The organism is Aeoliella straminimaris, from assembly GCF_024054565.1.
Classification (GTDB): Bacteria; Planctomycetota; Planctomycetia; order Pirellulales; family Lacipirellulaceae; genus Aeoliella; species Aeoliella straminimaris.
In genome coordinates this window covers 199,671-212,925 of record NZ_JAMXLR010000077.1, presented here as the reverse complement: position 1 = coordinate 212,925, position 13,255 = coordinate 199,671, and the positions used below count along the sequence as shown (strand labels likewise).

Here is a 13,255-nt window from a genome sequence, read left to right as displayed (position 1 = left end):
AGTAGAGTATAGCCTTTGCGGCGCTTACGCTGCAGCGGCCCCCTGATGGCCCAGCTCAGCGGTAATGTAGTCTGCCGCCCGCTGCGAAGCGCCACCCAGCGCCACGCGATCGCGCAATTGCCGCATCCGACCGACCAGATCGTCACGCTTCTGTTGGTCCGTGAGCCACTCGACCACATGCCGCGCGAGATCGCCCGTACGGTCGTCGCTGGTCAGGTACTCGGGCATCAACACATGCGCGTCTTCCGGACAGGCAGGGTCGTACACCGTGGGCGCGTCGGTAAACAGATTGTCGGTTGTCAGCAGATTCACCAGCGTAATATACCGCACCTTGCGGAAACGCTGCTGCAGGGCGTTGGCCAGGCGCGAAATGCGGTACAGGATGACCGTTGGCTTGGTGTGATACAGTAGCTCCAGCGAAACCGAGCCCGAGACGGCCATGGTTGCCGTGGCGGCCTCGATCAGCTCGGGCGTACGGCCAACGTGCACTGCTGCCTCCAAACCGCACTCGGCCAACATGCCGCGGGCCATCTTCGCCTGGCTGTCCTTGAACGAGGCAATCGCAAAACGCACCTCGGGCACCTGTTCGCGGACCAACTGGGCCGCCTTGAGCATGTCGCGGAGATTGCTTTTCACTTCTTGGGTCCGCGATCCTGGCAGGATGGAGACCAGCGGCGCGCCGTCCGACTGCTGTGCGGCGATGAATTCGCCATCGAGCTGGCGCTCGCTGAGTTCGTCGAAGTAAGGATGCCCCACGTAGGTGGCGTTCACGCCGCGCTCGCGGAACCAGTTTTCCTCGAACGGCAGCTTGCACAACGCATGGTCTACGCTGCGGCGCATCTTCTTGATCCGCCAGGGCGCCCACCCCCATAGCTGGGGTGTACCGTAGTAGAACACGGGAATGCCACGATCGTGTGCCTTGCGGGCGACGTGCCAGTTGAAGCCGGGATAGTCAATCAACACCACTGCGTCGGGACGTTCGCGCTCGAAGTACTCGTCGGCCTCGCGCAGGTAGCCAAAGAACTTGGGCAAGTGCAGCAGCACGCGGCCGAACCACATGATGGCGAGCTGCGTGAGATCCTGGTGCAGATCACATCCGGCAGCCGCCATGCGAGGACCACCAAAACCAACGCACTCGACACCCGCCTGGCGCTCGGACAGCGCCCGAATCAGGTTCGCACCATGCAGGTCGCCACTCGGTTCGCCAACGGAAAAGAATATTTTCATCGCAGCAGTCATGCGGGGAGTCGTTTATCGGGCCGGCCTTGCTGGCAGCCAGCATCCGTCGCGGAGTATCCCAGAATTGGGAAACTGGGCAAACCGCAATTCGACTCGGCTATTTCAGGGCTTCCTGCATGATGCTCGACTCGCCGTGGCGGGGCTCGGCGATGCGGAACGTCTGCCACAGCGCTACCAGCAACGCGACGAAGCCCAGCGTAAAGACCGGCAGGTACCCCGCCCATTTGGCCAGCAGGCCCACCAACGGAGCGCCCACCACCACCGGCAACGCCATGCACAGGCCAATAGCGCTGATGTACTTGGGATGGTCGTGCCGGGAGGCTATCTCCAGGGCGTAATTCGTGAGGAAGCGTATCGTCACCGGCGTGAAGCCCAGCGGCACGAAGACCAGCCAGGAGTAGTTGCCCCGTAGCTGCTCGAAGCCCAACAGCGCTGCGATCACCAGCAGCGGCGCAATCGTAGCGCCGGCCACCGTAAGATGCAGTGCTGCGCGATTGCCGTAGCGATCGGCCAGCGGTCCGGCGATAAAACTGAACATGGCGACGCCGGCGTTCTGCATGCAGACCCACAGCGTCATCCGCCGCAGATCGAACGCGCCGCCGTCGGTCACCGCGCTGACATAGTGCGGAAACAACATGAACGACGTGCTGAACAGCACCGTGAGAATGGCCAGGGCCCTGGCATTGGCATCGTGTTCGATCACCTGCCACGCATGATGGAAGTACCGCCACAGCGGCGAACGCGACTGCCGGAAGTCGTCGGGCGCTTCACGCAAAAACAGCGTGGCCACGCCGGCCAGGGCGAACAGCACGGCCGAACAACCAAACAGTGCGGCGAACCCCTGCTCCTGGCTCGCCAGCCAACCCGGCATCCACCACATTGCAGCAACAATCGCAATGGGCGAGCCCACCACCACGCTAGCCGTAAACAACCGGCCACGTCGCTCGACACGCACCAACTTGCCTTGCAGCGCGTGGGCGGTGAGTTGGTTCATGCCGGTCAGTGCAAAGAACGATGCGTACAACACCAGGTACACCGCGGGCATCCACCACCGCGGCTGCCCTTGGTTGTCTTGCCACCAGCCGGTCGCACACAGCACGGCCAGCGCACCGAACGGCACCGCCATGGCCAGGCTGCAGCCGGCGTACCACCATTTCTTGCGGTGAGCAATCTTCAGCGTGCGCGAAAACAACACCGGCGGAATGCTGAGCCCCAATCGACTGAGTACCACCAGGCAGGCCTGCAACACCGGCCCGCCCCCCACGACACTCATGAACACCGGCATCACGATGCTCTCGGTCTTGAAGATCCAACCCACCCGCAACAAGATCTGGTGTAGCGCCAGCAGCGAGAAGTTCACCGCTTCGTCTCGCCGCTCCCGCGGGTCGGCCTTCATCCGCGATGCGTAAGGCTCGACGTCTACTGGCAGTTCGTCAGAGTAACGCAAAATGAAAGTCGGGGGCTGGAGAAGTGGCGACTGGGATCCGCTACGAAAGCCCGAACCTGCATTCGAACTCTCCGACATTGGCCCCTGAGTGATAACTCTCCGGGCCAGCTCTACGCGAGGCGAGACGCTGCAGCTTTAAATCGTCTCGCGATGTTCGAGCAGCATCCCCAGGTAGCTACGCGGTTCGGCCTCGCCCAGCCCCAACTGCTGAGCCAACTCGAGCACGACCTTCTGAGCCTCGCCGGCCTGGGACTGGTCGGCGACGATCTCGATTTCGGCGAACTTCCCCACCTCGTCCACCCGGTCGATTGCTACTTCGACGTCGAACGTGCCGGCGGTCACTTGGAATCGTCGCCGGTGCTTGCTCACCGTGGCGACTTCACCAAACCCCAGCGCCTCGAGCAACGCGGGCCACGACTCGGGTTCGGCCAGCGGCAGTTCGATCTCGGGGCGGGTCTTCACCACCGTGTCGTACTTCGGCCCCTTGTAGGTAACCACAGCCCCATTGCCGGAACGCCGGATGCGCAGCGCCTCGTCGGTGGTGCGAAAGTCGCGCGATGGGTGGTTGTAATAGGTATCGCGCTGCTCGACCGGCGCGAGTTCTTGCGGCGATAGGTTAGCGATCCGCGCGAGCAAGTCGTCGGCATTGGTAACGCGGAATTTTTGTTCGATTTCAAGCTGCATGACGTTGATCGCACCAAGCGGGCTAATCGCGAAGGTAGGTCGCTTCGGTAAAAGTGGTGTCGGCATCCACGCGTTTGGCGACTTCGTCGGCGTCGACCGCCCACACGGGGTCGATCTCCACGGCCACGTCGCCGTCGACCTTCGCGCCGGCCGCCTCGAGCCACTCGCGATGTTGGTCGACCATAAACTGCTGCACGTACTCGGGGGTGTCCTTGGGCGCGCCGGGGGCATTCTTCAACGGGGCGAAGCACTCCTGCTCGGTATACTCCACCACAATCGGCCGCTCGGCCTGCGGCAGCAGATCGAAGATGAACCGCTCGAACTTCAGCGCGTTGGGCTCGGTCGGTTCGACAAGTTTGCCCTCGGCATTCAGGTGGGGCACCTTCTTGTGGGCCACGTGGAACGGCAGCGCGTCCTTGAACGACAACATCCGCTCGAGGAACGCCACGTCGAACACGTGAATCGCAATGCTGCCGGCCCAGAACTTCAGCGAACCATCGTCGTTCAGCTCTTGGGCCACGTCCTCGGGGAAGTCGCTGTACTCGATGACGTGCAGCCGATCGCCCAGCATCACGAAGTTGCCGAGTTTCTCTTGAGGCGTTTGCTTCGCCACAGCGATGCTGGTGAGTTCCGACTTGCTCAGCAGGTGATAGCCGATCAGCTCGGCGTCGCACATCGGTACAATTGGATTGTCCACCTGGAAGTAGAACAACTGCTCGATGCCGCGCGCCTTCATGTTGGCAATCGCGCCGCTCTTCTCGAGCGCGGCCACCGTGCCACCATGGCCGTCGGGGCTCAAGAACAGTTGATGCTTGTCGGCCAGCAGCAACTTGCCGGTTTTCTCATCCACCGCGGGCATCGTGCCCTGGCAGAACACAAACACATCCTCCTCGGGCATGCCAAAGCGATTGTGATCGGCAAGGAAGGCGATCGTTTCGGCGTGCGTCACGGGGCTGGTCATCAAGTACACTGGCACGCTCTTGCCGTACTTCTTGGCCAGGCCCACCGCCTTGCGGAGGTGAATCTCCAGCAGCGTTGCGCCCGACACCGGACCAATGGGGTACATTCCCTTGGGGTGCTCGAACCCAAGGCGACTTCCCTGCCCTCCAGCAACCAGCAAAATGCCCAACTTGCCCGCGGCCATGGCTGCGGCGCCCGCCTTTTTCGCATCGACCGGATCGAGTCCCAGAGACGAGGTCCCCTCGCCACGGCGATCGGCCAAACGCATGGCCGGCGGCGGCGTGGCCCGCCGGGCCTCGGCCGCCCAGTCGGGTTGATCGACGTCTCCCTTGAACAGTGCGGCGATCAATTCGAGGTCGATCGACTCGAGTTGCGACTCGAGTTCGGCCTGCCGCTCGGCAGGGAGCGAGTCCCAAAACGCCAGCAGGTGCTGTTGACCGAACGACTCCAGGCTCTTTGCAAGTTCTTGTGAAGGCATAGTTTACGGCAAATCGAGAAACAACGGACGGACGGGGGCACTCCCGTTGATTATCCGCGCCGGCGCCCGGTATGCCTAGCCTTGCGTGGCTGGGCCCGACGGCTGCAAGGGTGCCGAGCGTGCTAGCGGCAGGTAAAATGCCGCGTCACAGCGGTCTCGGCACCGAAAGCCCCGTTGCCTCGGCCCGTGTTTCAGACGCTGCTCGCCGAACTGGCTTACTGCTGGGCCGCTTTCTCGGCAGCGCGGAACGCCCGCATCAGATTGCCACCCATGATGGCTCGGATATCTTCATCCGAGTAGCCGCGATCCAACAATCCCTGCGTGATGTAAGGGTAGGTGCTTACATCCTGGAGTTGTAGCGGCAGCGCGTCGACACCATCGTAGTCCGAGCCAATGCCCACGTGCTCCACGCCGGCCACTTTCACCAGGTGGTCGATATGGTCGAGCAGATGGTGAATCGTGCCACGGGGCATCGGGTTCGCCGCGTACCACCGCTGCATTTGGGCTTTGACCTCGGCTTCGTCCATGGTCGCTTCCAGCTTGCGCTTCATCGCCATGCCCTGTTCGTAGTTCTCCACCGCCTCGGGCACGAGGAATCCGGAGTAGAAGTTCACCATCACCACACCACCGTTCTCGGGCAGTCGCTTTAGCACGTCGTCGGGCACATTGCGTTTGGTGCCCGCCACGGCGCGGGCGGAGGAATGCGAGAAGATGACCGGTGCCTTGGTCACGTCCAATGCGTCGTGCATCGTGGCGACCGAGACATGCGACAGGTCGACCAACATGCCCAGGTCGTTCATGGTCTTCACCACCTGCACACCGAACTCGTTGAGGCCGTCATTCTTACCCTCGTCGGTAGCCGAGTCGGCCCAGCTCAAGGTGTCGCTATGGGTGAGCGTCATGTACCGCGCGCCCATGTTGTATAGGTTTTTGAGATTCGACATCGATTCCTCGATGCAATGCCCTCCCTCGACGCCAATCATCGAAGCGATCCGCCCTTCGGCATGGATCCGTTCGATGTCGTCGGTCGACAGCGCGAGTTCGAAGTCGTTCGGGTAACGGGCGATGATCGCTTTGACCAGCTTGATCTGCTCGATGGTGTCGCCCAGCGCGGTGCCGCGATAGCCGGCGCTCACAGGCACCCAGACGCTCCAAAACTGCGCCCCTACCCCCCCTTCGCGAAGGCGCGGGATGTCGGTATGCATCTTCGGCTGCCGCTGCGCGATATCGGCGTTCGCCAGACTACTGGAGAAGGTATCGCGAATCTCCCATGGCATGTCGTTGTGGCCATCGACCAGCAGGCAATCGTAATGCAGCTTCTTGGCCCGTTCGGTCAGCACGATTGGTTCGCCGTAGTTCATGGTCTCGTCCGTGACGGTTTCTTCTGCTTCTTCAGCCGGCACTGCGGAAGTGGACAACAAGGCGACCAGCGCGAGGCTGAAGATCAGACCGTGGCGCACGATGGTGAGGAAACTTATAGCCATGACACAAATCTGTCCTGCTGCGGGTGGCGGGTGGCATGGGCGGACAAGGCAGTCCACCGGCGGGGCTGCGTGCTATCGTAGTGAGTCCGCGCGCCAGGCGAAAGCAGATTTCGTCACCAGTGGTGTTGGAAAATGCGCATCCAGGCACCCCCAAGGCTATAATCGACGGAAAACCGCGGCTCGCCCGCTCGCCTTTCTGGTATCGATGCAATATGACCCAACCTCTCTCGCGTCTGCTCCGCAGGTGGTTCGCCTGGTTGATGGCGTTGGTACTGGTGATGTCGCTGGCCACCTGGTTCTTCATGCGCGACACGTTGCCGCCAGTGATTCGCATCGGCACCGCTGTCGAAGGCGGCCTGTACTACGAGGAAGGTCTGAGTGTCGCCGAGGCGCTCGATCGCCGTACCAGTCACCCCACCGAAGTGGTTCCCACCTCGGGATCGCAGGAAAACTACGAGCGACTGCGAAATGGCGACATCGACGTGGCCATCATTCAAAGCGGCACCGTGTCGCTCAACGGTCTGGCGATCGTCACGCCCCTGCACCACGACGTGGTACACGTGGTCGTACGCCGGGAACTGCTCGACGAGTCCGCCGCCGAGGGACAAGTTACCTCGATGATGGACCTGGCGGGCAAACGAATCTCGGTCGGCCTGCCGGGCTCGGGCATGCAGCCCAGCGCCCGTGATGTGCTCACCCACTACAACCTGGTGGATCGCGCGACGCTGCGGGAAGTGCATTTCACGGACCTCCTGACCGACGACACCCTGGACGCGGCCATCATCACTTCGGGGGTGGAGAATGGCGACCTGCGAAACGTTCTCTCCAGCGGACAGTTCGGCCTCGTGCCGCTCGACTCCCAGGCGCTCGCTCGGCGATATCGGCACTTCGATCCTTACGAGATCCCCCAGAACATGTGGCCGCCGGTGCCCGACCGACCTATCCCCACGGTGGCCGCCTCGGCACTGGTGGTGGTGCGTGACGATGCATCCGACAAGCTGGTGCGACTGCTGCTCGATTCGCTGTTCGAAGACAACCTGCTGTCGCACTTCTCCACGATGTTCGCGCCGCAAGAGGCCCGCGACCTCTCGCCGGCGCGCCTCCATCCCGTGACCCGCCGCTACCACGACCCGTTCGGCCAGTACGGACTGATGCATACCATTCTCGAAGGGCTGGCGGCCGGCAAGGAGCTGTTGTTCGCCCTGGGCGCGGCGGTCTATCTGGCGTGGGATCGCTGGCGGCGGCTCAAGGAGAAGGAAAACCAGCAGCAGGTGCATCGTCAGAAAGAGCGGCTCGATACATTCCTCGAGCAGACACTGGCCATCGAACGCAAACAGATGAGCGTCGACGACGTCCAACAACTAAAGAAACTACTGGACGATGTGACCGAGATCAAACTGCGGGCGCTCTCGAACCTGACGCACGAAGACCTGCGCGGCGACCGCACGTTTTCCATCTTCCTGATGCAGTGCGCCAACCTGATCAGCAAGATTCAGCGCAAGATCGGCAGCACTTCGAAAGACTGATCGATTGCCGCGGCGTCTCGTTCCAAATCCTTCGATTCCGACTGCTGCGAATCAAGACGGTTTGAGTCTGCACGTCGCTGAGAAGGCCGCCATGGATTGCGCAGTAGCAGCAATGCGCTGTCGGAGCGCGCCTCGGCAGCCCCCTCGCTGGGCGTCGCCGCGGGCGGACCGGTATCACTTTCATCGGTTGGCGACAGGAACAACGCAAACGCAGCCTCGGTCGGCGTTTCTACCGTTATCAGCGGAATCTGTGTGTTGCCAAAGTGCTCGCGCCACACCGTGTAGTCGGCCGCGTCGATCACTTGGTTACCACTACCATCGGCCGCCAGGTTCATCGTGCTGCCCAGATGGTTTCGCCATACGACATAGTCGGCCAGATTCGCAATGCCATCATGGTTGTAGTCGCCCACGGGATAGTCAGGCACGCCTTGCGACTCGTACGCGCCCATGTCAATGCGGAGGCCATCGCCACCGTTGGCGACGCGGGCAAAGGGTGCGCCTCGCTGGTCATACTCCATCGGATCGTACGCAATGCTTGGGTCACCTGCATCGAGGGCCGGACTACCGGGGAGGAGGGCGCGCGTCATGGTCGGTCCACCGTGATCGGCCAGCGGGCCGAGCTGGGGGTCGATCGGGCCATGAACAATGCCGCCAACCAGGTTGCCGTTGGCGTCGGGCATGCCGACCGGTGCTTCGTCGAGGTCCGACCATGGATCTGAACTATAGCCAATCAAGCTGTAGGACACATCGAGTGGTCCTCCTAACTGCGCGACGAAGGTACTCACGATAGAGTTCGATATCTCAATGGATAATTCGGGCTGCAAATAGGATGAGCCACGCCAGATACCGTCACTCGATGCAAAGGTGTCTGCGCCTTGACTGTAGACGACGCTTCGCGAAATGGTAATGTCGCCGGTCACATGCAGGGCGCCGCTTCTCGCAATGTTTCCGGTGATGGTCGTTTGATGGAGCCGGGTGCTGAGGAAGCCATTGGAAAAAATCGCCCCACCGTATCCTCCGTCCGGATCGCGGAGGCTTTGCGTGCGTGCATAATTGCCGCTTATGGTGCTTTCGACTATCTCAAGTTCGATAGGCCTGGCAGGAAAGTTGGGGTTCCCGAAGCTTGACGCAATGCCGCCACCTCGGACGGCCGTGTTACCTTCGATCCATACCTGGCGTAACTGCAGATCCTCGGTGGTAAAAATACCTCCGCCCAAATGAGGATGGTCCCCGCCGGTCACATGGACGCCAGTTATGGTGATCCGCTTGATGTCGGCAGGATTGCCATCGCCAATACGCAACGCGCGACTACCATCACCATTGTCCAATGCGGGTGTTGGATCGCTGCCCGATGCGTCCAAACTCAGTAGATTGGCCCCATCCCCCGTGATCGAGAGCGAGTCGGAAATCTCCAGCTCCCCCTCGGTCAGCAAGATCACCTCCGGCCCATCATGCCCAAAGTCAAACGTGATCTCATCGGCGCCCGGCGTGTTGTTGGCCGCTTCGATCGCTTCGCGAATGCTGATGCCATCGTCACCGGGCGTGAGTTCGAGGGCCGCGAGGCTCGAGGTGTCGCCGTCCACCGTGTCGAGGTTGTTGGTCACCACGACGCTGGTGAGCACGCGGCGGTCTTCGAGCGGTTCGAGGCGGAGCTTGCGGTTGCGGAAGAGCATCGGGAGACGGTTTTAGTGCATGACTCAGAAGTGCGATGGTCCTCCCAGTATAACCGGTTGCACCGCCGCTCGGCACATTGCAGCGAAATTGGTGTGAATGCAGTAAGAAGACCCGTTGAACAGAATTCATGCCGTTAACCGATGGGCCAGCAACGGAATAAATTCCGTCCTACGAGGTTGCTTGTAGTTTTCTTACACTCGGTGGGGGATAATGCGGGGTGAGCTTGGAGAGTAGGTAGTCCACTTGCTTGCCCTTCGCGGTCCCGTCTTGAGTAGCCGGACGACCACGTCGTCCGCGAAAGTTGACCGTCCAATGTGTTCGCTGAAATCGGAATACACTTCGGAGTTCTGGTCTGCTCGCGCAAGAGAGCGCGGTGGTGGGTTCTTCACTCGTTCGGCGGAGCCAGCGGCGACTATCTGGGTTTTGGGCCAACGGAGGGTTTTGGGCCAACACGGTGCACACGCGGGGAACAACTCGGGGAGTTTTGCCGCACCCTCCAAGTGGTTTGGTCGAGAAAACCAGAGGTTTTTGCGCCTCGAGGGGACCAAAACAGTGGGAGTTTTGGGCCCATGGATGTAGATCCCCCATCGTTGGCCCAAAACGTTGGCCCAAAAAGAGCAGGTCGCCAGCCGGGCCGAGCCCAACCACGCTAGCGTGGCACTCCCTACTCGGGACCAAACGGCTTCTGCACCTATTGTACCGCGGCTTGCCAGTGGTTCCCCGGCACCTTTATACTGTGGTGCTACCAAGTTCTGAAAATTGTTGACTTTATTAGTGGAGATTCCCTCGTGGCATCCGGAAAGTATCTTTTCACCAGTGAAGCGGTGAGCATGGGCCATCCAGACAAGCTCGCTGACCAGATTTCCGACGGCGTACTGGACGCCCTGTTCGAACAGGACCCTAATAGCCGCGTTGCCTGCGAGACCATGGTTACGACTGGCGTGGTCGTGATTGCCGGCGAGATCACGACCGAGGCTTCGGTCGATATGCAGAAAATCGTCCGCGAAGTCGTGAAAGACGTCGGCTACACCGACTCCGCGATGGGCATCAGCGCCGATCACTGCGCCGTGATGGTGGCCATCGACGAGCAGTCGCCCGACATCGCGATGGGCGTCGACAGCGACGACGAAAAAGGCAAGGACGTGGGCGCCGGCGACCAGGGCTTGATGTTCGGCTACGCCTGCAACGACACCAAGGAGCTGATGCCGCTGCCGATCGCTCTGTCGCACCGCATCATGAATCGCCTGACCGAAGCTCGGAAAAGCGGCAAAATGGCCTGGCTGCGTCCCGATAGCAAGAGCCAAGTCACCGTGGAGTACGATGAAAACACTCCGCTGCGGGTCGATACCGTCGTGGTGAGCACTCAGCACGACGAGAGCGTGCTGACGCCCGATGGAAAGCTGATGAACGACGAGTCGAAGCAGGAGATCATCAACGAGGTGATCAAGCCGGCTCTGGAAGATTGGGCCAACGACGACATTACCTATCACATCAATCCCACGGGCAAGTTCGTCGTGGGTGGACCTCACGGCGACTGCGGTCTGACGGGTCGCAAGATCATCGTCGACACCTACGGCGGTTGGGGCCGGCACGGCGGTGGTGCATTTAGCGGAAAAGACCCCACGAAGGTCGACCGCTCGGCCGCCTACATGGCCCGCTATGTGGCAAAGAACATCGTGGCCTCGGGCCTGGCCGATCGCTGCGAAGTGCAGTTGGCCTACGCCATTGGCGTTTCGGAGCCTGTGAGCGTGTATGTCGACACCGAAGGCACCGGACGAATTGACGACTCGGTGATCTGCGATCTGGTGCGGGAGCACTTCCCGCTCACGCCCAGCGGCATCATCAAGCACCTGGATCTGCGTCGCCCGATTTTCCGTAAGACGGCTGCTGGTGGGCACTTCGGTCGCAGCGAACCGGAATTCTCCTGGGAGAAGACCGACCTGGCAAAGACCCTGGCCGAAGCGGCCGAGGCTGCCACGGCGGCCACCTGATGCTGGCCTCGATTCAACTGAATTTTCCCGAAAACCGGGAAAAAGGTTGAAATCGGATGGCCGGGCTGCGACATTGTAGTCTGGTTGAGCGGAGTGCGGCACGCAGGACTTGCTCGCAAGTTGCTGCCAGCTGGTTTTGCGCCTTGGCCAACCTTAAAAGAGCTGCCCACTCAATGAACGTTGCCCAGCAACAATTTGCTGGCCAATCGGCTGTGCGTCCGCTGGTTCGCCCGATGGCGGCCGCTACGCACGTTGCCCTTGGCCTTGTCGTCGCGTTCGGTCTGGTATTGGCCGTTCGTCGCATAATGCTCGCTAAAGCCGAGCCGCTCAGCTTGTGGTCCACCCTTGCCACGGCGGCGGTACTCCTGCTGTTGGTTTACGCCATTCGCAGGGCCGCCGCCGGGGCGATTTTTCCCTGGGTGCCCACCGCCGTCCTGCTGTTCTGGGCAGTGGTCTGCTCGTGGCCTGGTTCGCAACCCGGGGCCTGGGTCATCTGGTCAGCGGCCATTGCCTCGGATTGGTGGCTCATGCATTTGCTTCGCCCGGGGGACTCTTCGGTGGCCAATGCCCCGGTACCGCCGGGCGGATCGATGACCCCCCAGGCCCTGGAGCCCACGGCCGAGATCGCTGAGAACGAGCTTGAACAACTGGGCGAAGGCCACCTGGGCCAGGAACCCGAGGGCGATGAACCATTGGGCGCGGGGAAACCAGGCGAAGACGGCGAGATCGTTCTGCAGCACATTGTGAGGGTGCGCGACGCCGATGGCCGCGAATACGTGCACGCCACGCTGCGTGGCGAATTGGCCGCCGGTCAGCGGCGGACCACCCTGCATGTGGGCTTCTGCCCCCCCTTTCCGACCCTGCCCGAGGTCGAGGCCGAAGTGATCGAAGGTCCGGCGGCCGTAGCCAAGGTAACGCAGACCCTGCACAATGGGGTGCAAGTCGAGGTGGAACTCGACACCGCTGAGCTGGAAGCCTCGGTGGTTACCGTGGAGGTGGCCGCGTACGAAGGCGAGGGCTCAGGAGTCAGTGGCTAGGGGCAAGGAACCGAAGCGCCATTGCAAGTTGCGTCTCCGAGCCATACTTGCCATTCTAGTCGCAGATTGAGTGTGCAAAGCTACGCTTTGGAATCCCCGCCCCCCGAATCCTGCCCCCGAATCCACCGTGTTCCGAATTGGTCTGGGTGAAGACACGCACCGCACGGCAGCGGGTGGCCCCCTGGTGCTGGGCGGCATCGAAATCCCGCACGACCACCATCTGGTGGGGCACAGCGACGCCGACGTGCTGCTGCACGCCCTGACCGACGCGCTGCTGGGAGCGGCCGGCCTGCCGGACATCGGGCAGCTGTTCCCCAATACGGCTGAGGAAAACCGCGGTCGCAACTCGGCCGACTTCCTTACCGCGGCCTACGCCAAGGTCCGCGAGGCCGGGTTCTCTCTGGTGAATGCCGACTGCGTGGTGGCCGCCCAGGCACCGAAGCTCAGCCCCTACAAGGACGCCATGCGGCACCGCATCGCCGGCCTACTGGGGGCCAATCCCCTGGATATCGGCATCAAAGCCAAAACGGGCGAAGAAGTGGGCCCCGTGGGCCGCGGCGAGTCGATCGAAGCCCGCGCCGTGGTGCTCGTCGAGCGATCAATGCAGCCTCATTAGCACGTTGCAAGCCGACTTGCACGAGCTCTCACAGGCCGGTTGGGCTTTCCCTACACCACCGGAAGGCTTTAACCTAACGGGCGCGATCCTCGATCGCCGAATGGAGTCCTATCTGTCGA

Annotated in this window: 10 protein-coding genes; 4 read left to right on the top strand and 6 right to left on the bottom strand. The window is 61.7% G+C overall.

Going from position 1 to position 13,255, the window contains the following annotated elements:
• Positions 1-24: 24 nt before the first annotated feature.
• From lpxB to NG895_RS23155, 5 genes are all read right to left on the bottom strand, one after another.
• Positions 25-1,227 (bottom strand): lipid-A-disaccharide synthase, encoded by a 1,203-nt coding sequence (gene lpxB / locus NG895_RS23175; RefSeq protein WP_252854924.1) that lies wholly within the window; start codon positions 1,225-1,227, stop codon positions 25-27.
• A gap of 109 nt (positions 1,228-1,336) precedes the next feature.
• A complete protein-coding gene (locus NG895_RS23170; protein ID WP_252854923.1) occupies positions 1,337-2,686 on the bottom strand; it encodes an MFS transporter in 1,350 nt (449 codons plus the stop codon).
• Between the two features lie 135 nt (positions 2,687-2,821).
• The gene (gene cyaB, locus NG895_RS23165) at positions 2,822-3,370 is read right to left on the bottom strand and encodes a class IV adenylate cyclase (protein ID WP_252854922.1); all 549 of its coding nucleotides are present in this window, start codon (positions 3,368-3,370) and stop codon (positions 2,822-2,824) included.
• A 22-nt stretch (positions 3,371-3,392) separates the two neighbouring features.
• On the bottom strand, positions 3,393-4,808 hold the full coding sequence (locus NG895_RS23160; RefSeq protein WP_252854921.1) for a UTP--glucose-1-phosphate uridylyltransferase: 1,416 nt from the start codon (positions 4,806-4,808) through the stop codon (positions 3,393-3,395).
• A gap of 215 nt (positions 4,809-5,023) precedes the next feature.
• A complete protein-coding gene (locus tag NG895_RS23155) occupies positions 5,024-6,292 on the bottom strand; it encodes a dipeptidase (RefSeq protein ID WP_252854920.1) in 1,269 nt (422 codons plus the stop codon).
• A 212-nt stretch (positions 6,293-6,504) separates the two neighbouring features.
• Here NG895_RS23155 and NG895_RS23150 point away from each other — a divergent pair, with 212 nt between their 5' ends.
• Entirely contained in the window at positions 6,505-7,818 is a 1,314-nt protein-coding gene (locus tag NG895_RS23150; protein WP_252854919.1) for a TAXI family TRAP transporter solute-binding subunit, read from the top strand.
• Here the strand turns inward: NG895_RS23150 and NG895_RS23145 are convergent.
• Complete coding sequence (locus tag NG895_RS23145; RefSeq protein WP_252854918.1) at positions 7,785-9,491, bottom strand: choice-of-anchor Q domain-containing protein; 1,707 nt, start codon at positions 9,489-9,491, stop codon at positions 7,785-7,787. The two genes, NG895_RS23150 and NG895_RS23145, sit on opposite strands and share 34 nt — an antisense overlap.
• A gap of 789 nt (positions 9,492-10,280) precedes the next feature.
• On the opposite strand from NG895_RS23145, the gene metK reads away from it, so the two are divergent.
• From metK to ispF, 3 genes are all read left to right on the top strand, one after another.
• Positions 10,281-11,483, top strand: coding sequence for a methionine adenosyltransferase (gene metK, locus NG895_RS23140; protein WP_252854917.1), 1,203 nt, complete (start codon positions 10,281-10,283; stop codon positions 11,481-11,483).
• Positions 11,484-11,656: 173 nt separating this feature from the next.
• Positions 11,657-12,520, top strand: coding sequence for a hypothetical protein (locus tag NG895_RS23135; RefSeq protein WP_252854916.1), 864 nt, complete (start codon positions 11,657-11,659; stop codon positions 12,518-12,520).
• 127 nt (positions 12,521-12,647) lie between these two features.
• A complete protein-coding gene (ispF, locus tag NG895_RS23130) occupies positions 12,648-13,136 on the top strand; it encodes a 2-C-methyl-D-erythritol 2,4-cyclodiphosphate synthase (RefSeq protein WP_252854915.1) in 489 nt (162 codons plus the stop codon).
• Positions 13,137-13,255: the final 119 nt, after the last annotated feature.